At 43.6% G+C, this 23,933-nt stretch carries 16 protein-coding genes, 11 tRNA genes, 2 rRNA genes, 2 pseudogenes and 1 riboswitch (1 of these 32 running past the window's edge); of the genes and pseudogenes, 29 read left to right on the top strand and 2 right to left on the bottom strand.

Annotated features, from left to right (window positions below; translation table 11 throughout):
• The 26 genes and pseudogenes from ACYCS5_RS11275 to ACYCS5_RS11150 all read left to right on the top strand — a co-directional run.
• A 23S ribosomal RNA gene (locus tag ACYCS5_RS11275) occupies positions 1-1,604 on the top strand (it extends 1,324 nt beyond the left edge of the window).
• A 149-nt stretch (positions 1,605-1,753) separates the two neighbouring features.
• A 5S ribosomal RNA gene (gene rrf / locus ACYCS5_RS11270) occupies positions 1,754-1,870 on the top strand.
• Positions 1,871-1,889: 19 nt separating this feature from the next.
• Positions 1,890-1,965 (top strand) — tRNA-Asn (locus ACYCS5_RS11265).
• A 3-nt stretch (positions 1,966-1,968) separates the two neighbouring features.
• A tRNA-Thr gene (locus ACYCS5_RS11260) sits at positions 1,969-2,041 on the top strand.
• 11 nt (positions 2,042-2,052) lie between these two features.
• Positions 2,053-2,124, top strand: a tRNA-Glu gene (locus tag ACYCS5_RS11255).
• A gap of 11 nt (positions 2,125-2,135) precedes the next feature.
• Positions 2,136-2,211 (top strand) — tRNA-Val (locus tag ACYCS5_RS11250).
• A gap of 55 nt (positions 2,212-2,266) precedes the next feature.
• Positions 2,267-2,341: transfer RNA gene (locus ACYCS5_RS11245), tRNA-Gln, on the top strand.
• Between the two features lie 4 nt (positions 2,342-2,345).
• Positions 2,346-2,421, top strand: a tRNA-Lys gene (locus ACYCS5_RS11240).
• Between the two features lie 11 nt (positions 2,422-2,432).
• A tRNA-Leu gene (locus tag ACYCS5_RS11235) sits at positions 2,433-2,513 on the top strand.
• Between the two features lie 10 nt (positions 2,514-2,523).
• Positions 2,524-2,598: transfer RNA gene (locus ACYCS5_RS11230), tRNA-Gly, on the top strand.
• 5 nt (positions 2,599-2,603) lie between these two features.
• Positions 2,604-2,680: transfer RNA gene (locus tag ACYCS5_RS11225), tRNA-Arg, on the top strand.
• A 20-nt stretch (positions 2,681-2,700) separates the two neighbouring features.
• Positions 2,701-2,774: transfer RNA gene (locus ACYCS5_RS11220), tRNA-Pro, on the top strand.
• A gap of 9 nt (positions 2,775-2,783) precedes the next feature.
• Positions 2,784-2,854 (top strand) — tRNA-Gly (locus ACYCS5_RS11215).
• Between the two features lie 739 nt (positions 2,855-3,593).
• On the top strand, positions 3,594-6,386 hold the full coding sequence (gene ppc, locus ACYCS5_RS11210) for a phosphoenolpyruvate carboxylase (RefSeq protein WP_029516811.1): 2,793 nt from the start codon (positions 3,594-3,596) through the stop codon (positions 6,384-6,386).
• A gap of 191 nt (positions 6,387-6,577) precedes the next feature.
• Entirely contained in the window at positions 6,578-7,144 is a 567-nt protein-coding gene (sigW, locus tag ACYCS5_RS11205) for an RNA polymerase sigma factor SigW (RefSeq protein WP_016818747.1), read from the top strand.
• A 150-nt stretch (positions 7,145-7,294) separates the two neighbouring features.
• Positions 7,295-7,918 carry an anti-sigma factor gene (locus ACYCS5_RS11200; protein ID WP_069011562.1) on the top strand — a complete coding sequence of 208 codons (624 nt, stop codon included), beginning with the start codon at positions 7,295-7,297 and terminating at the stop codon, positions 7,916-7,918.
• Between the two features lie 221 nt (positions 7,919-8,139).
• Positions 8,140-8,973, top strand: coding sequence for a diadenylate cyclase CdaA (gene cdaA / locus ACYCS5_RS11195; RefSeq protein WP_013312127.1), 834 nt, complete (start codon positions 8,140-8,142; stop codon positions 8,971-8,973).
• Positions 8,970-10,439, top strand: a complete 1,470-nt coding sequence (locus tag ACYCS5_RS11190; protein WP_459761070.1) for a CdaR family protein — start codon at positions 8,970-8,972, stop codon at positions 10,437-10,439. The genes cdaA and ACYCS5_RS11190 overlap by 4 nt, the downstream gene beginning before the upstream one ends.
• 60 nt (positions 10,440-10,499) lie before the next feature.
• Complete coding sequence (gene glmM, locus ACYCS5_RS11185; RefSeq protein ID WP_013312125.1) at positions 10,500-11,840, top strand: phosphoglucosamine mutase; 1,341 nt, start codon at positions 10,500-10,502, stop codon at positions 11,838-11,840.
• Positions 11,841-12,472: 632 nt separating this feature from the next.
• On the top strand, positions 12,473-14,305 hold the full coding sequence (gene glmS, locus ACYCS5_RS11180; RefSeq protein WP_029516807.1) for a glutamine--fructose-6-phosphate transaminase (isomerizing): 1,833 nt from the start codon (positions 12,473-12,475) through the stop codon (positions 14,303-14,305).
• 449 nt (positions 14,306-14,754) lie between these two features.
• A complete protein-coding gene (locus ACYCS5_RS11175) occupies positions 14,755-15,102 on the top strand; it encodes a helix-turn-helix transcriptional regulator (protein WP_459761069.1) in 348 nt (115 codons plus the stop codon).
• 163 nt (positions 15,103-15,265) lie between these two features.
• A complete protein-coding gene (locus ACYCS5_RS11170; RefSeq protein ID WP_459761068.1) occupies positions 15,266-15,439 on the top strand; it encodes a hypothetical protein in 174 nt (57 codons plus the stop codon).
• A 234-nt stretch (positions 15,440-15,673) separates the two neighbouring features.
• A riboswitch (Fluoride riboswitch) is annotated at positions 15,674-15,735 on the top strand.
• Positions 15,736-15,794: 59 nt separating this feature from the next.
• Positions 15,795-17,147: a voltage-gated chloride channel family protein gene (locus ACYCS5_RS11165; RefSeq protein ID WP_459761067.1), complete on the top strand. Its 1,353-nt coding sequence runs from the start codon at positions 15,795-15,797 to the stop codon at positions 17,145-17,147.
• Positions 17,137-17,511: a hypothetical protein gene (locus ACYCS5_RS11160; protein ID WP_459761066.1), complete on the top strand. Its 375-nt coding sequence runs from the start codon at positions 17,137-17,139 to the stop codon at positions 17,509-17,511. The genes ACYCS5_RS11165 and ACYCS5_RS11160 overlap by 11 nt, the downstream gene beginning before the upstream one ends.
• Before the next feature lie 100 nt (positions 17,512-17,611).
• Positions 17,612-18,032 (top strand): annotated as a pseudogene (locus ACYCS5_RS11155) (VOC family protein).
• A 195-nt stretch (positions 18,033-18,227) separates the two neighbouring features.
• Positions 18,228-18,425: a hypothetical protein gene (locus tag ACYCS5_RS11150; protein ID WP_459761367.1), complete on the top strand. Its 198-nt coding sequence runs from the start codon at positions 18,228-18,230 to the stop codon at positions 18,423-18,425.
• A 513-nt stretch (positions 18,426-18,938) separates the two neighbouring features.
• Here the strand turns inward: ACYCS5_RS11150 and ACYCS5_RS11145 are convergent.
• Entirely contained in the window at positions 18,939-19,481 is a 543-nt protein-coding gene (locus ACYCS5_RS11145) for a recombinase family protein (RefSeq protein ID WP_459761065.1), read from the bottom strand.
• A gap of 319 nt (positions 19,482-19,800) precedes the next feature.
• Here ACYCS5_RS11145 and ACYCS5_RS11140 point away from each other — a divergent pair, with 319 nt between their 5' ends.
• Together ACYCS5_RS11140 and ACYCS5_RS11135 are read left to right on the top strand one after the other, a co-directional pair.
• Positions 19,801-21,264 (top strand): SulP family inorganic anion transporter, encoded by a 1,464-nt coding sequence (locus ACYCS5_RS11140; protein ID WP_459761064.1) that lies wholly within the window; start codon positions 19,801-19,803, stop codon positions 21,262-21,264.
• A 16-nt stretch (positions 21,265-21,280) separates the two neighbouring features.
• Positions 21,281-21,700 (top strand): universal stress protein, encoded by a 420-nt coding sequence (locus tag ACYCS5_RS11135; RefSeq protein WP_459761063.1) that lies wholly within the window; start codon positions 21,281-21,283, stop codon positions 21,698-21,700.
• Positions 21,701-22,080: 380 nt separating this feature from the next.
• Here the strand turns inward: ACYCS5_RS11135 and ACYCS5_RS11130 are convergent.
• Positions 22,081-22,879, bottom strand: a pseudogene (locus ACYCS5_RS11130) (cation:proton antiporter); the annotation flags it as partial.
• A gap of 427 nt (positions 22,880-23,306) precedes the next feature.
• Here ACYCS5_RS11130 and ACYCS5_RS11125 point away from each other — a divergent pair.
• Complete coding sequence (locus ACYCS5_RS11125) at positions 23,307-23,846, top strand: cupin domain-containing protein (RefSeq protein ID WP_459761309.1); 540 nt, start codon at positions 23,307-23,309, stop codon at positions 23,844-23,846.
• Positions 23,847-23,933 lie beyond the last annotated feature (87 nt).

Here is a 23,933-nt window from a genome sequence, read left to right as displayed (position 1 = left end):
TGAGAATCAGATCCGCCGAAAGCCTAAGGGTTCCTGAGGAAGGTTCGTCCGCTCAGGGTAAGTCGGGACCTAAGGCGAGGCCGATAGGCGTAGTCGAAGGACAACAGGTCGAAATTCCTGTACCACCGTAATCCGCTATGAGCGATGGGGTGACGCAGTAGGGTAGTGACGCGGACTGATGGATGTCCGTCTAAGCAGTGAGGCTGATGTGTAGGCAAATCCGCATATCATTAAGGCTGGGCTGTGATGGGGAGCGAAAATTATAGTAGCGAAGGTCATGATCTCAGACTGCCAAGAAAAGCCTCTAGCCAGGAGAAGGTGCCCGTACCGCAAACCGACACAGGTAGGCGAGAAGAGAATTCTAAGGCGCGCGGAAGAACTCTCGTTAAGGAACTCGGCAAAATGACCCCGTAACTTCGGGAGAAGGGGTGCCTCGGTAGGGTGAATAGCCCGAGGGGGCCGCAGTGAAAAGGCCCAAGCGACTGTTTAGCAAAAACACAGGTCTGTGCGAAGCCGCAAGGCGAAGTATACGGGCTGACGCCTGCCCGGTGCTGGAAGGTTAAGGGGAGTGGTAAGCCCTTCGGGGCGAAGCTATGAACCGAAGCCCCAGTAAACGGCGGCCGTAACTATAACGGTCCTAAGGTAGCGAAATTCCTTGTCAGGTAAATTCTGACCCGCACGAATGGCGTAACGACTTGGGCGCTGTCTCAACGAGAGATCCGGTGAAATTTTAATACCTGTGAAGATGCAGGTTACCCGCGACAAGACGGAAAGACCCCATGGAGCTTTACTGCAGCTTGATATTGAATTTGGGTACGATCTGTACAGGATAGGTGGGAGCCGTTGAGCCTTGAGCGCCAGCTTGAGGGGAGGCATCCTTGGGATACCACCCTGATCGTATCTAGGTTCTAACTTGGTACCGTGAACCGGTGCGAGGACAGTGTCAGGTGGGCAGTTTGACTGGGGCGGTCGCCTCCTAAAGAGTAACGGAGGCGCCCCAAGGTTCCCTCAGAATGGTTGGAAATCATTCGAAGAGTGCAAAGGCAGAAGGGAGCTTGACTGCGAGACCTACAAGTCGAGCAGGGACGAAAGTCGGGCTTAGTGATCCGGTGGTACCGCATGGAAGGGCCATCGCTCAACGGATAAAAGCTACCCTGGGGATAACAGGCTTATCTCCCCCAAGAGTCCACATCGACGGGGAGGTTTGGCACCTCGATGTCGGCTCATCGCATCCTGGGGCTGAAGTAGGTCCCAAGGGTTGGGCTGTTCGCCCATTAAAGCGGTACGCGAGCTGGGTTCAGAACGTCGTGAGACAGTTCGGTCCCTATCTGTCGTGGGCGTAGGAAATTTGAGAGGAGCTGTCCTTAGTACGAGAGGACCGGGATGGACGTACCGCTGGTGTACCAGTTGTTCCGCCAGGAGCACCGCTGGGTAGCTATGTACGGAAGGGATAAGCGCTGAAAGCATCTAAGCGTGAAGCCCCCCTCAAGATGAGATTTCCCAATTAGTAAGACCCCTTGAAGACGACGAGGTAGATAGGTTGGGGGTGGAAGTGCAGTAATGCATGGAGCTGACCAATACTAATCGGTCGAGGGCTTATCCTAAGATAAAACGCAAATAAGTTTCGGATCCAGTTTTCAGGGTGTAACCTTGAAGGTATGTAGAAATACATACGAAATACGCATTGAAATTCATTCACACAGCTGTGATGAACCGAGTTTCAATACGGTAGAATTTGCATAGCAAATTCATGTTTGGTGGCGATAGCGGAGGGGTTCCACACGTACCCATCCCGAACACGACCGTTAAGCCCTCCAGCGCCGATGGTACTTGGACCGCAGGGTCCTGGGAGAGTAGGACGTGGCCAAGCAGAGCTTTATGCTTAATATTCCCTGATAGCTCAGTTGGTAGAGCACTCGACTGTTAATCGAGTTGTCACAGGTTCGAGTCCTGTTCGGGGAGCCATTTGCTCTCATAGCTCAGCAGGTAGAGTGCATCCATGGTAAGGATGAGGTCACCGGTTCGAACCCGGTTGAGAGCTTGTTATAGGATGGCCCGTTGGTCAAGGGGTTAAGACACCTCCCTTTCACGGAGGTAACAGGGGTTCGAATCCCCTACGGGTCATTGGGTAGTATGGAGGCTTAGCTCAGCTGGGAGAGCATCTGCCTTACAAGCAGAGGGTCGGGGGTTCGATCCCCTCAGCCTCCACCATTTTTCATCCTCTTACCTGGATGAATTCTTGGGGAATTGTGAATCATATGCATATTGGGGATTAGCCAAGCGGTAAGGCAACGGACTTTGACTCCGTCATGCATAGGTTCAAATCCTATATCCCCAGCCATTAAGAGCCATTAGCTCAGTTGGTAGAGCACCTGACTTTTAATCAGGGTGTCGAAGGTTCGAGTCCTTCATGGCTCACCATTGTATTACATGCGCGTGTGGCGGAATTGGCAGACGCACTAGACTTAGGATCTAGCGTCTTTGACGTGGGGGTTCAAGTCCCTCCACGCGCATATTGTTTTTGCGGATGTGGCTCAGCGGTAGAGCATCGCCTTGCCAAGGCGAGGGTCGCGGGTTCGATTCCCGTCGTCCGCTCCATATTTGCGCCCTTAGCTCAGCTGGATAGAGCGTTTGACTACGAATCAAAAGGCCGGGAGTTCGAATCTCTCAGGGCGCGCCATATTTAAAAAAGTATAATATCGGGATGTAGCTCAGCTTGGTAGAGCACCTGGTTTGGGACCAGGGGGTCGCATGTTCAAATCGTGTCATCCCGATACTAATTTGCGGGTGTAGTTCAATGGTAGAACTTCAGCCTTCCAAGCTGATAGCGTGGGTTCGATTCCCATCACCCGCTTACCGATTACCTAGAAGCCGAAAGGCTTCTTTTTATTTTGTCCACATTACATTTACTTCTATGTATATAGGCCAATGCAAATATGTCTCCTGTCATGCACAGTTGGGGATGACTTGTGTATATTGTACATAGGCTCTTGTTACTTTTGACACCTAGATCTCGAATTTCCTCCTCTAACGTACCCCTTTCTCCTGCAGTAAGGCTAATTTCGTGATCAAATCCTTTAAATATAGGAATCCTATAGCTATTATGGTGCGAATTTATGGTGATAACTCAACAGTTGCTCTTGGGTTGTGCACATTTCCCTTTATTTATGTGGGTAAAAATCGGAGTGTTAATGAGGAAATACCTTAGAAACACTGAGAAAATGGCTAATTTGTGTATATCTTTGTGGATAGAAGGCTAATGGAGTTGACTTTGTCAACAAATAATAAACATATACACACTACGTTGCATGAATTTGTACCTTTAAAAACACACTCTTTATAAGAGACTGTGCATAATGTTTCACGTATCACTAGTGTATACATTAATTTCTATTTATTAATTTCATCTTTTTTCATAACAATCCAATATTTTCTCAAAAGAAGTATTTCAAAAACATGATTTTTTACTGTAAATTTTGCAGCTTTTCATGCGGTTTTATTGTATGATGTTAAGAAAGTGTCAAATTTCGTGTGTATACGTACCTTTTCTACAACTGTATATGGTGTGGAACAGATCAGATGGGGGGAAAAGCATGACTGAGCTTACGTTAACCGCTAACAAAAACCAATCCAACAATCTGCTGCGGCGGGACGTTCGTTTTCTAGGGAATATTCTTGGTGAGGTATTGGTTCATCAGGGTGGCAACGAACTTTTGGATATCGTGGAGAAAATACGTGAGACAAGTAAATCGTTACGTGCCGGGTATCAGCCGGAGTTGTATGAGAATTTCAAACAAATGGTCAGCGGACTGGATACGGATATTCGTCACCAGGTTATTCGCGCGTTTGCGATTTATTTTCAGTTGGTGAATATCGCTGAGCAAAACCATCGTATTCGTCGTAAGCGGGATTATGAGCATTCGGCTGGTGAAGATGTTCAACCTGGTTCCATTGAAAGTTCCGTTCAGGAGCTTAAACAAGGGGGCTTCTCCGCTGAGGACGTTAGTAACTTGCTGAATGAGCTCTCTTTGGAGCTGGTCATGACCGCACATCCTACAGAAGCGACACGACGAGTAATACTTGATATCCATAAGCGCATTTCTGAGGACGTCATGCTGCTGGATAATCCGATGCTTACCTTGCGTGAGCGGGAACAGGTACGGGAGAATCTGCTAAACGAAGTAATTACGCTGTGGCAGACAGATGAGCTGCGTGATCGCAAGCCAACTGTATTAGATGAAGTAAGAAATGGAATGTATTATTTTCACGAGACCTTGTTTCATGTACTGCCAGATGTATATCAAGAATTGGAACGATGTTTAGACAAATATTATCCCGAACAAAAATGGCACATACCCACTTATCTGAGATTTGGTTCCTGGATCGGTGGAGACCGGGACGGCAATCCGTCTGTGACATCTCATGTGACTTGGGAAACGTTACGTATGCAGCGCAAGTTGGCTTTGAGAGAATATCAGCACACGTTAAAGGAACTCATGGGTTACTTGAGTTTCAGCACCAGCATTGTGCGAGTTTCCGATGCTCTGCTGGCTTCTATTGAAGAAGACCGTACTCACATTACACTTAAAAAGATGGAAGTATGGCATAACGAAAAAGAGCCTTACCGCATTAAACTGGCATATATGATTGCTAAAGTGAACAACATCCTGGATGAAAGCAAACAGGGTACCAATGAGCGTTACAATTCTGCGGAAGAGCTCATTGCAGACCTAAATGTTATTGACCACAGTCTGCGTCATCATTTTGCCGATTATGTGGCAAACACGTATATTCAAAAGATGATTCGCCAGGTAGAGTTGTTTGGATTCCATACAGCTACGCTGGATGTCCGTCAGCATAGTCAGGAACATGAAAATGCGATGACTGAAATTCTTTCTAAAATGAATATTGTGTCGGATTACAGTAAGCTGTCAGAAGAAGAAAAAATTAATCTGCTGGAAAAGCTGCTGAATGAACCTCGTCCGATTACTTCACCTTATTTAAAATATAGCGATAGCACACAGGAATGTCTTGATGTATATCGTACGATTTATTTGGCTCAGGAGGAATTCGGCAAGCAGTCCATTACAAGCTACTTGATCAGTATGACTCAGGGAGCTAGTGACTTACTGGAGGTTATGGTCTTATCCAAAGAGGTAGGCCTGTTCCGCATCGAGAAGGATGGCACTGTTATCTGTACGCTGCAATCTGTCCCTTTGTTCGAAACGATAGATGATCTGCACGCTGCACCTGATATTATGAGAAGATTGATGAACTTGCCTGTATATCGACAATCTGTGGCTGCGATGGACCAGCTTCAGGAGATTATGCTGGGATACTCGGACAGCAATAAAGATGGCGGTGTGGTTACAGCGAACTGGGAACTTCGAGTCGCTATGAACAGCATTACGGAAGTAGTTAATGAGTTTGGCGTAAAAGTGAAGTTTTTCCACGGTCGTGGAGGTGCGCTGGGTCGTGGAGGAATGCCACTTAATCGCAGTATTTTGGCTCAACCTCCTCATACGATTGGAGGCGGAATAAAGATTACGGAGCAAGGTGAAGTACTATCATCCCGATACTCGCTCAGAGGTATCGCGTACCGGAGCTTGGAGCAGGCAACATCGGCGCTGATTACGGCTGTAGCATATCATCGTTCCGGGAAGAAGGAAGTGTTTGAGGAGAGCTGGGAGGAGATTATCGCCCGCATTTCCCAAGTATCACTGGATAAGTATCAGGATTTGATTTTCCGAGATCCAGATTTCTTCAACTTCTTCAAAGAATCTACACCGTTGCCTGAGGTGGGCGAGCTCAACATTGGATCTCGTCCGTCCAAGCGTAAGAACAGCGAACGTTTTGAGGACTTGCGCGCCATTCCATGGGTTTTTGCATGGACACAAAGCCGTTACTTGTTACCTGCATGGTATGCGGCTGGAACAGGTTTGCAAAGCTTCTATCAAAACAATGAGGATAACCTTAAAGTGCTGCAAACGATGTTTAGGGACTCTGCTTTCTTCCGGTCACTTATTGATACACTGCAAATGGCAATCGCTAAAGCGGATTTACTGATTGCAGAAGAGTACGCTGGGATGTCGGATAATGAAGAGGCCCGGCAGCGTATTTTCGGGCAGATTTCAGCGGAGTTTAAGCTGACATCTGAGTTGATTTTGAAAATAACCGGACAATCCGAGATTTTGGACGACGTGCCGGTTATTCAGGAATCTATCCGCTTGCGTAATCCTTATGTCGATCCGTTAAGTTACTTGCAGGTTCAATTGCTAAGTGAGCTACGGGAGTTGCGGGATCAGAACGGTGATGATACGGAGATGCTACGTGAGGTATTGTTGACGATTAACGGAATTGCCGCAGGCTTGAGAAATACGGGCTGATATAGTGCGGTTGTACGAATACAGGCAATCGGGTACTCATGGGGTACCCGATTGTGCTGTTTGTATATTGAAGGCTGGCGTGCTCGCAGTTAGTAACAATACTACAGTTGATTTCCGGATAAAATTAAACTACGATGAATAATCATAAACATATAATAAGTAACCCATCAGCAAGTCTGGGGGAGTATAGAGTGGATAATATGGAAAGCCGCTTGGTAAGGCTGGTACAGAAAGGCGATCAGCGAGCTTTTGCGGAGTTAGTCGAGTTATATAAAGATCGGATTTTTCATCTTTCCTACCGGATGCTAGGTAATCGCCATGAGGCGGAGGATCTGGTGCAGGAAACTTTTTTGCGTGTGTATCGTAATTTGGAAAAATACGATCATGGACAGAAATTCTCAACTTGGATTTATCGAATTGCTACAAATCTGTGCATTGATCGTCTGCGAAGGAGAAAACCTACATACTCACTTGATGCTGAAATGAATGATCAGGAAGGTGTCGATGGGTACGCCATGCTCGCCAGTGAAGAGCTTACCCCTGAGGGGAGCACGCTTCTGTCTGAAACACAGGCCTTGATTCATGACGCCATCGACAGCCTTCCGGATAAATACAGAACGATTATGGTTTTACGGTACTTGCAGGAGCTTTCCTTACAGGAAATCAGCGATGTGCTCAATCTCCCAGTCACCACTATTAAGACAAGAGTACACAGGGGACGGGATTTTCTGCGCAAAAAACTGGAGCACAAGCTATAGATCATGCGCATAGATTCTAGGAAAAGAGTCTGCGTAGATGTTTTTATGAAACATAATGCTCGTTGTAACGTATGTAAGATGAGCAAAGTTTCTAAGCCGGAGCATGTTATGTTGAGAAACACGGAAGAATATTAGAAAGGATTGGCTCATATGGATTGCAAACAAGCCGTCTCTTTTATGCATGACTATCTAGATGGCGACCTGTCTGAGCAGGACAAACATGAGTTGGAACAGCACTTGTTAGACTGCCCGGAATGCCGCATGCGTTTTAAAGAGCTGGAGCGGACGGATGCGATGCTTTACGGTACACGCTATCATCAAGTGCCGTGTGTATCGGATGAGCTGACATTTCGCATTATGAATGCTTTGCCGCCGCATAAAAGACAGACTGCGGTGCCTATGCTGACCTGGGTGAAAAGGCATCCCGCTGTAACAGCCGCCGCCTTCTTCCTTATTGTTATATGCTCAAGCATGGCCAGCTTTTCTGGCACGGACCATCAATTGGTAGTCAAAGGAAGTCATCTGGATCAAGTTGTTATTCAGGGCGATACTGTGATTGTGCCTGAGGGGAAATCCATTGCCGGAGATTTAACAGTGCAAAATGGTGAAGCCCGTGTATACGGTGAAGTGGAAGGAAATGTCACTGTAATTGATGGTTCTTATTATCAAGCGTCCACCGCCCATATTGCAGGACAGGTTAAAAGTATTGATCAAACCTTGGATTGGATTTGGTACAAGGTTACTGATTTATTCGGGGGACCTTCTTCTCCATAAAAGAAGCTTGAAATGGCAAGGACGATATCGAGCGCCTCTTTCCGCTGGAAAAGGCGTTTTTTTGTATATGAAGCTGGCGAATTGTACTGTATTTTACTGATTTTGGCGGTTCTTTTGTCACACAGCTTGCAACGTGAGCCTGATCGTTATAACCTAGATAGAGAGAGCACACTGTGTACATATTACACCCACTCACTACAGAAAATTGCGGGGGCATGCGCATGTTGGATTATTTTGCGGACCTGACTTGGAAAGAGTCCATTAAAGATATTATCGACATTTTGATCGTAACCTATATTATGTATCAGCTTATTTTACTTGTTCGCGGAACGCGTGCAGTTCAATTGTTGAAAGGGATTCTGTTTCTGGTTGTCATTTGGGCGGTTAGCACCTGGTTTGATTTGTATACGCTCAAGTGGTTGATGAATCAGATGTTCACCTTTGGTGTGGTGGCTATCTTTATTATTTTTCAGCCTGAGTTGCGTCGTGCACTGGAGCAATTGGGGCGTGGCAAATTATTTGGGCGTTCGTCTGCGGATGATGAAGAGATTAACAAGTTAATCGGAGAAATGATTAAGGCGCTGAATTATTTATCACGTAGGAAAATAGGAGCTTTGGTCGTATTTGAGCGCGAGACCGGGCTAAACGAATATACGGAGTCTGGTATCAAGACACAGGCCGTAGTCAGTTCTGAACTGCTAATTAACATCTTCATTCCTAATACACCTCTGCATGATGGTGCGGTGATTATTCAAAATAAACAGATTGCTTCTGCGGCCTGTTATTTGCCATTATCGGAAAATCCGTTCATCAGCAAGGAGTTGGGAACCCGTCACCGTGCTGCGATTGGAGTGAGTGAGGTAACGGATGCCGTAACTGTCGTGGTATCGGAGGAAACAGGGCAAATTTCTTTGGCCATTAATGGACAGGTCGTGCGCGACATTAAGGAAGAATCCCTAATCTCCAAGCTGTATGAGGAGTTGCGGCCAACACCGTCTTTGAAGGAAAAACGCGGCTCATTCTGGAATCGGAGGGGAGGCCGTGGAAATTCATGATGGACAAATGGATTAACAATAATACGATTTCCAAGATATTGGCGCTTGCGGTTGCTGTCCTGCTGTGGGGAATGGTCCATCTAGATACAGGTACACCTTCATCTACGCTGACCGTTTCTTATAATAATAAAGTAATTGATAATGTAGCCATTCAGGCCAGTGGTCTGGATGATTCAAAATATGTATTGTCAACCATGGATACTGATCATGTTAAGATGGAGGTCAGAGGACAGCGTTCTGTGTTGACTTCCTTTTTTGCGGATAATTATCAAGCAAAGCTAAACTTAAACGGCTTAGGAGCAGGTACTAAAACATTGTCACTCGAACCGGACTTGCCGGATGGAGTGGAGTTGGTATCTATGACTCCTAACCGTGTTACAGTGACGATTGAGGAAAAACAAACGAAATCATTTAATGTATCTATAGTTCCTAAAGGAAACCCAGATGCGGGACTGCAGCTTGGTAAGCCTGTGATTGCTCCTCAGACCGTAAAGGTCACCTTGCCCAAAAGCCAGTTGAGTACCGTCACTGCCGTTCTGGGGGCTGTTAATACGGATGGCATCTCAGAAAAGTTTGAACAGAAGCGTGTAAAACTGAAGGCTTATAATAAAAAGGGACAGGAACTTACGGGAGCGGTCATTGAGCCGTCTACTGTGTCCGTTGAAATTCCGGTAACTCAGCAGGCGAAGTCTGTGCCTGTTAAGATTGTCTATTCCGGAGAGTTGCCAGACGGACTGGTGCTTTCTAAAGTGAATGCAAACGTGAAGGAAGCGGCGGTATATGCATCGCAGGATGTATTGAGCAGCCTTAGCTCTTACGTCACGGCTACATTGGATTTAAGCCAATTTACGGAAGCGGGGACTCGTACAGTTCAAGCTAATTTGGCAGCCCCCTCAGGTTCTGATAAAATCGAGCCAGGGTCCATACAAATTCAGGTGACTGTTGTTCCTTCCAATGAAGTCACAGATACGGAACGGACGCTGTCAGGCATCCCAATCGTTTTACAAGGTGCAGGAGATGGAGCGACTGCGACTGTTACAGCGCCCGCAGGCAAGACGATGGATGTTACTGTGAAGGGCCCGCAGGATCTGGTAAACAATTTAACCAATGATGATATTAGTTTGGTGGCAGATGTAAGTGGCCTCGCGGCTGGTCAACACGAGGTAACTCTGAAAGTAGGCTTGCCTAAATATATTACGCAAGCCGGAAATGCAGGCCAACTAAAGGCAACGATCAACATTGAGAGCCCTTCTACGCCTGCTGTAACGAATCCGAATAGTGAGAATGAATCAAACCCCTCTGGTAGTGGCGAAAAGGGGCAGGAGAGGCCACAGGAGGGGCAAGGTAATCAAAGTGGAAACTCTGACGCTAAGACCGGGGACAACGCAGCTGCGGAGGATAAAACAAATCCTCATAACGGCGCAGATTCTACTGCGAATGGAACCTCGGAGAACAGTCAGCCATAACATGCTTTATCTGTAGTAAATAATCAAGATTTATTAGACAAAAAAAGGGAGTCATTTTACATGGGGAAATATTTTGGTACAGATGGTGTACGAGGCGTTGCTAATCAGGAACTTACAGCCGAACTGGCATATAGCATTGGCCGCTGCGGCGGATATGTTTTAGCAGGTAATGTAGAGAAACCGACAGTTGTTATTGGTATGGATACACGGATATCCGGACTGATGCTGGAATCGGCTCTTGTAGCTGGTTTGCTGTCCATTGGGGCTAATGTGGTTCGTCTAGGTATTGTTTCGACACCTGGGGTGGCATATCTCACACGTCAATTGAAAGCTGACGCTGGTGTAATGATCTCAGCATCACACAATCCAGTTGAAGACAACGGCATTAAGTTTTTTGGCGGTGACGGTTTTAAATTGACAGACGAAACGGAATTGAAAATTGAAGAGCTCATGGATGCAAAAGAAGACCAACTGCCTCGTCCGATTGGCGGCGGATTGGGAACGGTTGTTGTAGACGAGCATTCTCGTTACGATTATCTGGAGTTCTTGAAAACAACAATTAGCCATTCTTTTGAAGGGTTAAAAATTGTACTGGATTGTGCAAACGGAGCAGCTTATGAGCTGGCGCCGAAGCTTTTTGCAGAACTGGGAGCTGAGGTACACACTATCGGTGCCGAGCCGAACGGTTTGAACATCAATGATCATTGCGGCTCGACTCATCCTGAAAAGCTGAAAGAGGAAGTGCGTCGCTTGAAAGCGGATATTGGTCTGGCCTTTGACGGCGATGCCGACCGTCTGATCGCAATTGATGAGAACGGGGAAGAGGTAGACGGCGACTATATTCTCTGCATTTGCGGAGATGCAATGAACCGCGCTGGAAAACTCAAGGACAGTACTATTGTATCGACAGTGATGAGTAATATCGGTTTTTATAAAGCTACTGAAAAGCTGGCACTCAAGACTGCAAAAACTGCGGTCGGGGACCGTTATGTGATGGAAGAAATGCGTCGGGGTGGATTTAACCTAGGCGGTGAGCAGTCTGGTCATGTTATTTTTCTGGATCACAATACGACAGGCGATGGCATGCTGACTGGGATTCAACTGGTAGATACCTTGAAAGCTTCCGGCAAGAAAATGAGTGAGCTAAAGTCGCTCATGAAACAGTATCCGCAAGTGCTCGTAAATGTGCGTGTGCAGGACAAACGCAATTACGAGGGGAATCCTGCTATTGCAGAAGCAATTGAGCAGGTGGAACAACAATTGGGCGATAATGGGCGTGTACTGGTTCGTGCTTCAGGCACAGAATCGCTCATTCGTGTGATGGCCGAAGGCCCGGATAAAGATGAGCTGGAGCAATTTGTCGGTCAGATCGTAGATGTCGTGAAGAAAGAATTAGTTTAAAATTTTGTAAACGTCGGTTGCCTGTGAAAAAGAAGCAGGCAACGGCGTTTGCGGTTATTTACTAACGATTTATTGCCTTCATGGTGTAATTATGAATAAAGTGTCATTGCCAAATGATACTTAGCTGAATATAATATAGGGATGCTGTGACTCAGATAGAGAAAGCGAGGGTTGTAAGGTAACGTAATACAAGCGCCAGAGCTTGATTTTGTGCGGGGGAACTTGGTGGAGAAGCAACGGATTCAGTTGAAATAAAGTTGCTTGCAGATCGGTTCACGACAAAACAAGCTGACGAGGTGAAGGTGTTCGAAACATTCGGCGGGGACCTTCCGGTGAAGCATCAAGCCGTAAACCGGCAGCGGAAAATGAACAGGCAACTGTTTACACAACGCACCGGTAGATGCCTTTATTATTTTATAACCTAAATTATAAGATTCATTTCATGAATGTGCGGCCATCATCATTGGCGTGCGCGGTTTGGGAATTTCGTTACATTCGTGAAGAGATGCCTGTAAATTCTATAGTTATCATTGACAACTTCATAGATGAATGAACTTTATTCCACAATCTACCGCACACGTTAGTCCTGTGATGAGTCGTCTTGTGAAATGATGATCGGGAGGATAACGAATATGTGTGGCATTGTAGGATATATTGGTAATCAGAATACGCAAGAGGTATTGATTGACGGATTGAAGAAGCTGGAGTATCGCGGTTATGACTCTGCGGGTATTGCCGTGTTTACTGATTCAGGATTGCAAGTAGCCAAGGCTAAAGGTCGTCTGGCGAATCTGGAAGCTAAACTGGATGGTACGCCGTTGGTAGGCCATGCAGGCATCGGACATACACGTTGGGCAACGCACGGTAAGCCTTCTGATGAAAACTCCCATCCACATTTGGATGAGAGCCAAAAGTTCTCTGTAGTTCACAACGGAATTATTGAGAACTATCTGGAGCTGAAGGAGCAGCTGATCAGCGAAGGTCATACCTTTATTTCCGAAACGGACACCGAAGTTATTTCCCATCTGGTTGCGCGTGAATATAAAGGGGATATCGTTAAAGCAGTACAAAAAGCAATTACCTTTATGCGCGGTGCTTTTGCACTGGGTGTGCTGACAGAGCATGAGCCTAATAAGCTGGTTGCTGTTCGTCAAGCTAGCCCGCTGGTTATTGGTGTGGGAGAAGGCGAGAACTTTATCGGTTCCGACATTCCGGCTATTCTGAAATATACACGCAATGTATTTATTTTGAACGATGGCGAAATGGCTGTTTTGACCAGTGATGCTGTCGAATTAATGACAATCGAAGGCCAATTTATTTCTCGGGAAATGATTCATGTCGAATGGGATGCTGTAACAGCGGAAAAAGGCGGCTATGAGCATTTCATGCTGAAAGAAATTCACGAGCAGCCTAAGGCTTATCGTGACACAATGTTGGGCCGTATCGATAAAGATACTAAAAAAGTTGTTCTTCCTGAGCTGAAGCTGACAGAAGAACAAATTAAAAATATCCGCAACATTCAAATTGTTGCGTGTGGTACAGCTTACAATGCTGGTTTGATTGGTCGTACCGTTATTGAAAGTCTGGCTCGTATACCGGTAGAAAATGATGTGGCTTCCGAATACCGTTATCGTTCACCAATCGTAACGCCTGAGACATTGGTGATCGTGGTGAGCCAATCCGGTGAAACTGCTGACACGTTGGCAGCACTGCGTGAAGCACAAGCAAACGGCGCTCATGTACTGGCGATTACAAACGTAGTCGGTAGCTCCATCGCTCGTGATGCAGATGATGTGTTGGTTACACTGGCAGGACCGGAAATTGCCGTAGCCTCCACTAAAGCCTATTCTTCGCAGTTGATTGCGTTCTATCTGTTTGGTTTGTATCTCGCTCAAGTGCGTGGCACACAAACAGATGAGCAAGTAGCCCATGTGCTGGCTGCTATGGAATCTCTGCCAGAGCAAGTGGAAGAGATGCTGGGTAAAGCAGATGCGATCAAATCCTATGCTGAGCAAATTGCAAGCCACAAGCACCTGTTCTTTATTGGTCGCGGTCAGGACTATGCTGTAGTACAGGAAGGCTCCCTGAAGCTCAAGGAAATCTCCTACATTCATTCCGAGGCATATGCTGCTGGTGAGCTGAAGCATGGTACACTGGCATTGATCGAAGAGGGAATTCCAGTTATCGCTTTGGTAACACAGGAATCCGTGTTGGAGAAAACCGTGAGCAACATTAAGGAAGTCAAGGCTCGTGGTGCAGATGTTCTTGCGATTACGTACGAAGAGCACGCAGTTGAGTTGTTGAAGTCCGTGGATCAGGTATTTGCCATTCCGAAAACACTTCCAATTCTGTCTGCTGCAATTTCGGTTGTATCTCTCCAACTGTTGGCTTACTACGCTTCTCTTGCGCTGGGTCATGATGTTGATAAACCACGTAACCTGGCGAAAAGTGTTACCGTAGAATAAGCTTTAGTAAAATTCTAAATTAATTTGTCTACAGACAATAAAGTTGTGTACTGAACAATAAAGTTGTGTACTAATCGAGAAATAGACAATAAAGTTGTGTACTAATTATTAATGACAAATATTAAGAATATAACTTCTTAGTAAGTTTTTTACAAAAGCCCGATGAGCAAGTATCATCGGGCTTTTTTATTAAATTCAGGAAGCGACTGCTTTGGTTCAAATAGAACGAGTATAATTGCATGATAACAACTCAAAGGAATTAGAACCTGTTCCTGTATTGGTTTCTCTCAAGTAATTGAAGCAGGATAATTTCAAGCAACTGTTGAAAACAGTATGAGAAGACTAGTCAAAAAAATGTTTTTATCTCTCGGTGCAACAAATTTTCCGTTATAGATATAATATTAATAAATTAAGTATTTTTATGTATTTAATGGATGGATGGTGAAGTAATGAAAACTTTGGGTGAAAAGATAAAGAGCATAAGGAAACTAAATAAGCTTAATCAAACTGACTTTTCATCAACTATTGGTATTTCTCAGGGGACATTAAGTGAATTGGAAAAAGATAAGTACAAACCATCCTTAGAAACCGTAATCGCCCTAAAACTAAATTTCGATGTTGATTTAGATTGGTTGTTACTTGATGAGGCGGTAATTTCTTATAGCGGATTATTTCACGTTAAATTAGATGATCTTGAATCAAAATTAATCTCAGGGTTTCGAAGGTTAGACCTGGGTGACAAACAGGAAATTGAGGAGATCGTAAATTTAAAGTTAAAGCGGTATAGAGATAAATGAACCCTGGAGGAACCATGAAGGGGTTCTCGGTATCGCAAAGTCTTCTGTAGTTATGATTTAAGTCCACATTAGACATATGATTATCCGATTGAGATGGGCACAAGGATATCAATATAAATCTAGTAAGGTAATTGTATCTGAAGCGAGGACGGGAGCGAGAAAGTTGGAAGAAGCTATAATGGAACTTGTGAAAACAGATGTGCGTGAAGCAATGAGAAAAGAAGCGCAATTGAACCAACTACTTATTGAAAATAGCGTTGTATACCGCAACACACTACGACAGATTAAAATTCAAGTGTTTACCGCTATGGCGCGTAACGAAGTTCTTCGCCATTAACATGAGAACTCCCAGTTCCCACATGCATTGAGCAAAACAGGGGTGATTGAGTAGCGCATCTTCCCCTTTTTAAAGGTAGACAGCGAAATCATGGCAACGTCTAGGATCAACAGGGCGTTGATATCCTTACTTGAAGGATCATCATAAGATGTGCTGCTGAGAGCGCTGGTTGATGTTAGCTGACTTTGGTAAGGAACATTGACTTTTGATTTAGTAACCTTTATGATTAATTTAATTCGATAAGGCGATGGAGTTCGCCAAAACCGTCTCTTGAGACTAATGACTCCTACCAGTTATTTCTACTGGTAGGGGTCTGTTTTGTTTTAGGGACTCATTTTAAAACGGGGGCTAAATAATGAAAAAAAAGGTGTATGCAAAATGGATGATGCTGGCAGAAGGGAGGTCTCACCTTGCGCTTTGGAGCACTTTTATTAAATGGATTGTGCTGGGCAGTATTGTCGGCATTTTGTCAGGAACAGCCTCAGCTTTTTTTCTCAAAAGCTTGGACTATGTAACGGACGTTCGTCTGGAGCATGAATGGTTGCTTTTCCTACTGCCGATGGGAGGGGCACTGGTAAGCTATTTATACATGCGTTACGGCAAAAATAGCTCTAAAGGTAATAATCTGATTCTGGAACAAATCGGTGAAGGGAAGGAGACTATTCCACTTCGGATGGCCCCCTTGGTTCTGTTTGGCACACTCGTTACTCATCTCTTTGGTGGTTCAGCCGGCCGAGAAGGAACAGCAGTGCAAATGGGCGGAAGCTTGGCCGAATGGTTTGGAAAGATGATTAAGATTAGCCCACTGGATCGAAAAATTCTTCTAATGTGTGGGATTAGCGGTGGTTTTGGCTCCATATTTGGCACTCCGTTAGCTGGTACGATCTTCGGACTTGAGGTTATTGCCATAGGATTAATTAGTCATAAAGCGCTGTTGCCTTGCTTCGCGGCTAGTTTCGTTGGCGATCTGGTGACGACACGTTTATGGGCAGTTCATCATACCCATTATCAGGTTGATGTTTTCCCGGCAATAGATGCTCTGGTTGTTGTTAAAGTAATCATAGCTTCGATATTGTTTGGTTTAGTCAGTATTTTGTTCAGCGAGTTGACCCATTTTTTAAAGCGAACTTTTACCTCCATCTTTGTAAATCCTATGTTGAAGAGTGCTGTAGGTGGATTTATTATTATCGTTCTAGTTTATGTTGCAGGCTCTAGGGATTATTTAGGTCTTGGGATTCCGCTGATCAGCGACTCTTTTCAGACAGAAGTTCCACCGTTTGCATTCTTGTGGAAGCTTATTTTTACTGTCTTTACGCTTGGAACAGGTTATCAGGGTGGGGAGGTTACGCCTTTATTCGCTATAGGAGCCATGTTAGGAAATAGCTTGGCCGGAGTTTTGCACCTGTATGGGCCTTTCTTGGCCTCACTTGGATTTATCGCAGTATTCTGCGGAGCAACCAATACGCCAATTGCCTGTTTTATCATGGGAATTGAATTATTCGGTTCAAGCGGTGGAATCTATATGTTTATTGCCTGTATGGTGAGTTTTTTATTTTCCGGACATACCGGTATCTATACCTCCCAACTGATCGGGGTATCCAAGAGCCACTTAATTTCAATTCCTGAAGGGACAACCCTAGCTACCGTTAAGAGTCTCCGCGAAGATACCCCTAATCCCCGAGGGAGGGAAAACAAAAATGGAATTTAATCCATTTGGAGATACTTCATTTGTCTCCTTACACGGAATGGGTATGTTGGGAACTCAATGGAGCGGAGGACCATCAGCTTATATACGTTTTAGAAATGAAGGTACTTATTTACTGAAGATAAAAATTGAGGAGAGTGAAATAAGACTGAGCCACAACTCCTTTAATCCGGATGGAGGGACATGGCTTGCTCCACCCTGGAATGGAGATACCCCATACTATGATCTCCCTGCTGGTGAACATCAATTAACGATTCGAATTACAGAGAATTATGGCGAATTGGATCAAATCACTCTTGTTAATAGGTCATTCAAGCAAAAGGCACGGTTCAGCTATACACTCAGTGTCGTGGATGTAAGGAATTAGAAATATGTTACTCTAAATTTGAAGAGCATTGACATAGACTAAACAATAGAAGTAAATGGATATGTAGAGTAAATTAATGCGTAGGAAGTGGGGGAGAAATATGATTCAATCCATTGTTCATATTGCTCTAGTTGTGAAAGATTATGACGAAGCAATAGAATTTTATACTAAAAAGCTAAACTTTACGTTAGTTGAAGATATTTATCAGCCCGAACAAGATAAGCGATGGGTCGTCGTATCTCCTCTGATTCCATTGGGACAACCCTCTTAGTTGCTAGAGCTTCAAAACCTGAGCAAGAGTCGATCATAGGGAAGCAATCAGGTGGAAGGTTTTTCTTTTTTTAAACACTGATGACTTCTGGAGAGATTATAAAGAAATGATTTCAAAAGGAATAGAGTTTGTCAGAGAGCCAAAGGAACAATCATATGGATTGGTGGCAGTATTTAGGGATCTATACGGAAACATATGGGACTTACTGAAAACAAAAGAAGATAACCCAATATCTAAAAGGATGAAGTAGCTAAAGAGAACTCAGTTTTTTTAACGAGAAGTGGAGATGACTAACCCAGCTTGCTATATGCAAGCTGGGTATTTGAATTTCATCCGTAAATAAATTTTCTGAAACTTTCGATCAGTATTATGGATTCAATTTCTCTTGAATGAACTCTTATATAATAGGGGTATATCTCAATAGGCACGAATATTGTTCAACCGATTGCCGATAATCAACTTTGGGAATCTCGTTCCTGTTGAGGATATTAAAGAAGCAAAACAAGGCGAGATGAATATCAGTGGCATTTACAGCGTACAAAAAACCGCCTTCTTTGCCATATCGGGCAGTAATCTGGTTCTTGGCGTGAATGAAGATGTCGGATTCGTACAGGAAAAAGAGTTCCACCCCCGTTCACAATAATGGCAAAAGAGTTTTTTTATAGATGGAAATAATAATCATTCCCACACACTAAATGAGAAGAAAGGATTTGCCCTCGTGATTACATCGGGGATTATGGTCTTAGAATTTTTTGGAGGTTAATCACGAACTGCCTTGCTTTGCTTTCTGATGCTGGCATATGTTGGGCGATGTTAGTTGCTCATCCTTAGCTTCTTTGCTTTATGGTCTGATACCAGACCATTCCCCAAGAAAGATCAAAATTGCATGGTAAAGAAAAAATGGCAAGGAAGGATGAAGAAAGCGGCACGCTCCATGTAGACTCGAAAAGTTTAAAAACCATCTTCCTAAATCATTTGATGTACAAAATAGGCGCTACCTGATATGTACATCATGTCAAAATAAAAACGGAGCATCAATTATTACGGGAATAAGCGCACACTGATATTGGAATAAAGCTTTAGACGTTAAGATAATGGACTGGACGGTTTAATGCTTAGAAAGATAGCCGTATCCAGAACGGCTGTCTTTTTTTAATTAATTCTCTAAATATCGGTATAGTGTGGTTTTACTGATCCCTGTTTCCTCACGTATCTGCGCAAGGCTATATTCTTTACTTTCATACATGTGAATAGCCTTTTTTACATTTTCGTCAAGCTTTCGGGGACGTCCCAGTCTTGTCCCCTTTTCTTTAGCCTCGTATATACCCTTTCTTGTATTTTCACTAATAATATCACTCTGGAAATTCAGCAGAGATTTTACGTTTCCGTAAAATAACTGACCAGCTAATTCTCTGGTATCAATTTTTTCGTGAAGGGAAAACAAGAAAGCTTGCTGCTCATTTATTTGGTCTAACAATTCAGCAAGGTGTCTTGTCGAGTCGGCGATAGAAAAAAGTCTGGTTACAACTACAGTGTCTCCTGATTGAAGCTGGTTCATCATGTTTTGAAGAATTACTCTTTTTTTTGGAGAGGCGTGTTCCTCTGAGTGATATAAGTCGCAAGGAATTTTCTTTAGCTCTTTTAGCTGATTTGTACAATTTATATCATCTTGGTATGGTCTCATATACCCAATTAGCATAACAAATCTCCTAACTCACTTTATGGCTTACCTAAATAGTAGCACAATAAAGTACCAAAAAGGGTTCCATTTTGGTGCTTTTCGTGATAATATCACTTACATAATACTTCCCGCCATTTTAAGTGGCACGAAGCAGGAGTATAAAAAACCCAAGTGGATGACAAAGTCTTTTTCTGTATATACTTTGAATAAATTAGATACCTTTATAAGTGCAGAAGAGTACCTATGTGTCAAAAGGCATGGGGGCAGTGCTGTGCCCCAAAGCTAATTGGCAAACGGATAAAATAAAAAAAGATAAAACGAGGAGTGAAGGTAAAACGTGCTTAGTACAATTAAACAGCAATGGTTTTCAAACATAAGAGGCGATCTCTTGGCAGGTATTGTGGTGGCATTGGCACTAATTCCTGAAGCGATATCTTTCTCCATTATCGCCGGAGTCGATCCAATGGTTGGTCTATACGCCTCGTTTTGTATCGCCGTAATCATATCATTTATTGGCGGGCGCCCGGCCATGATTTCCGCAGCTACTGGTGCCATGGCACTACTCATGATTCCTCTTGTGAAAGAGCATGGGCTTCAATACTTGTTGGCAGCTACTATCTTAACAGGGATCATACAATTGCTCTTCGGTGTGTTTAAAATTGCCAAACTCATGAAATTTATTCCTAGAGCGGTCATGATCGGTTTTGTTAATGCGCTGGCCATTCTTATATTTATGGCTCAAATTCCTCATTTTTTTGGCATTTCCACTCTTACCTATGTGTTTGTTGCCGTAACTTTAATTATTGTATATGTATTACCACGCTTTTTCAAAGCCATACCTGCTCCGTTAATCGCAATAATTGTGTTGACGGCGGCCGCTATCTGGGGAAAATGGGATTTGGGTACCGTGGGAGACTTGGGGACGATAACCCAATCCTTACCAACGTTCCTGCTTCCAAATGTCCCATTTAATTTCGAGACACTCAAGATCATTTTTCCTTACTCGATTTCTTTGGCCATTGTAGGATTGGTTGAATCCCTCTTAACATCTTCGATAGTTGATGACATGACTAGTACCGACAGTAATAAAAACAAAGAAGCTAGAGGTCAGGGGATAGCAAACATCATTACAGGCTTCTTTGGCGGCATGGCGGGATGCGCTATGATCGGACAGTCTGTTATTAATGTTAAATCTGGTGGACGCGGTAGATTGTCGACGTTGGTTGCAGGTTTATTTTTAATGTTTTTGATTATTGTTCTAGGAGGCTTGGTGGTACAGATTCCAATGCCAGTCTTAGCCGGGATTATGATTATGGTATCCATTGGAACCTTTGATTGGTCATCCTTCTCCTATTTAAGAAAGGCTCCTCTGAGTGATGCCATCGTCATGCTGGCTACCGTTATTGTGGTCGTCGTAACCGATAATCTTGCGATTGGTGTCATTACAGGAATTATTCTAAGTGCCATCTTCTTTGCCGCTAAAATATCTAAAGTAGGCGTCACAAGTCACTTCACGGGAAATAAAGTTACCTATAAGATTAGTGGTCAGCTCTTCTTTGTTTCCGTTGAGAGTTTTGTGGAGGCTTTTGATTTTAACATTAAAAATAAGGATATCGTGATTGATTTTTCGGATGCTCACATTTGGGATGACTCAGGAGTCGGCGCTGTAGATAAAGTAGTTATTAGATACCGTACCAATTCTAATCATGTCACCATAATAGGACTTAATGCATCCAGTGAGAAAATTATAAATAAATTAGCTGTTTATCATGATTCCAACGCACAGTTAAAATCACATTAGAATAGGAGAGATTCTTATGTATCAACATATTTTGCTTGCTGCAGACGGTTCTAAAAACTCGGTTCGTGCTGCAGGTGAGGCTGCAAAATTGGCATCCCTTGTTGAAGAAGCCACCGTTGAGGTCTTGTTTACGGTAGATCCATCAAAAGTAAAGGAAGAGGTTCTTCATTCACAGAACCACGAAGAAATTGAGTTTAAACGTAATCAAAAGTTACTGCCGGTTACAGAAGAACTTGCAAACAAAAATGTGAATTATCACATCACTATTGTGATCGGTGACCCTGGACCAACCATTGTTGAGTATTCGATAAAGAAAAAGGTAGATTTACTCATTATAGGGAGCCGCGGTCTTAACTCATTGCAAGAGTTTGTGTTAGGAAGTGTCAGTCATAAAGTGGTGAAGAGAGCTCAATGCCCAGTAATGGTTGTAAAGTAAACACTGAATTAAGCAGGATCTAGGCCTTTGGCTTAGGTCTCGTTTTTTTAAGTTGATTATCAAAATCATTATCATTGATGCGGGTCTCAAATTTCCGGACTTGGACATGAGTGGCGTTGATTATATTGTTTCGGATTTAAGTTACCTTCTCCAAAAGCGAAAAAACATTAAGGCATTGTTCCTGACTCATGGCCATTAAGATCATATTGGTGGGATTCCTTATTTACTCAAACAACTGCCAACACCTATTTGGGGCTCCGCCAACACTTTAACAAAAACATATGCTAAGCCCTGAATCGTGTCTGACATGGCGTGTTTATCACTCTTAGCTGGAACGATATGATGATCTGATAAGTCGAGTGTTAAATTTCATTTATTTAGATAATTCCGGCAACACCAAACTTCTCAGCAACAAAGGCCAAGAAAAAGCAGACGATTAATCAAGCGCTTATCACCGACTCTGTCACACGAAGCGGCGCCAACCATTTCATAAACCATTTTGCACCCTTCCAGATCATCAAACCAGCGACGACGAAGAAGACAAATTTCTTGCTGATTACAAGAGTCAGGTTGAGTTCTTCTCCCCCATAAATACTCATGACGAACGCAAGCAGAATTACTACTATTATGTCCGTCAAGGATCGCCGCGCCTAATATGGTGGTGCTTTCCCTGCTCTTCAGCATTTTGAGTTCCTTTAAGGATTGAACTGATATACTGACTGATGTTGCGGACAGTAGCAATCCTAAAAAAATGGCGTGTGAGGTCTCCATTCCAATGGCCATACCAACCAGGTACCCACCTGAAAAGGGAAGGATGATGCCACCTAAAGCGACGGCTGTTGAAGATTTGAACGGACGTTTTAGCTCGTCTATATCAGTCTCCAGACCGGCAATAAACATTAAAAGTAAAACTCCTATTTCACTCATTTCATCAATGATTTCTGAAGTTTCAATCACGCCCAACATGGCAGGACCGATCACAACCCCAATTAACAGTTTTCCGACTACAGCTGGCTGTCCAAATCGTACGCTGAGATCTGCGGCAATTTTGGTTGCAAGCAGAATGATGAGAATCGTCAAAAAAAAACATGTAATACCTCCTTGAGAGTAGTAAATACGAACAAGATTAGAGTGCCCAAAAAAAGACAAAAAGAGCCCGCTGTGTGCAGGCTCCTCCATTTATTACATATATTTAGTTATTTCCATTCCATTAATGATGGTACACATCAACAATATCATGTTCCCGGCATATTTCGCAACACCAAATACGCTGATTCAACACGACTTACGTTTAGTATCTTCTCCCGGTACGTAACTCCCATCACTTTCAACTGACGAAGCCTTTCTTGCCAGGCAGTGGGTCATCGGCTTCTGTTAAATTTTCATCATCTCCTCCCAATAAGGGGTAGTACCAGCGAAGCTGACACCACCCGCAAGGTGGATGGAATTAAAAGTAATTTGAAGTGCTAAGCGAAGGACGAAACCGTTTGTAAGTATTTTTGTCTTGTCATCATTTAGGCTCTTGCCCATTGTTGAGGGTTTTGCGCTCCTATATAGGCAGTTGCATATGGTAAAAGTAAATACTGATCATAAGAGGAGAATGGGTATGTACCATAAATCATGCCATCATTATCAATGGCATTGTCCTATGTATAATAGCTGGAACTACAACTATCGGGGTTATAATCCTCATTATTACAATTGGTATAATAACGCCAGTAATCTCGATGGAAGAATAATATTAAGAGATTATGGCCAAAGTCCATTTGTAGTGAATATTGACCATGCAGCAAAGCAAAACAAAACTTACCGTACCGCTTTATGGACAGGGAAATATTTTCAAGTGACTCTGATGAGAATTAATGTTGGCGATGATATCGGTTTAGAAGTCCATCCGACAACTGATCAATTCATACGCATTGAAGAAGGTCAGGGACTTGTTCAAATGGGTAATAGGAAAGACAAATTAGATTTTCAAATGATGGCCTATGATGACTATGCAATTATGATACCTGCTGGGAAATGGCATAATCTAACTAACACAGGAAATACACCCCTTAAAATATACGTTATCTACGCACCGCCTGAGCATCCATTTGGTACAGTTCATCAAACAAAAGAAAGTGCCATGTCTGCTGAAAGATAGATAAATCTAATTAAAAACTTTATTTCGTCCCGGCCCGGAACCCAGGTAGGCTTAACTGATAATACCAGCGTAGTAGTCACAGGGGAA

Source organism: Paenibacillus sp. SEL3, from assembly GCF_054602585.1.
Note: the sequence above shows the minus strand (reverse complement) of the source record. Positions and strands in the feature narration are given on the sequence as shown.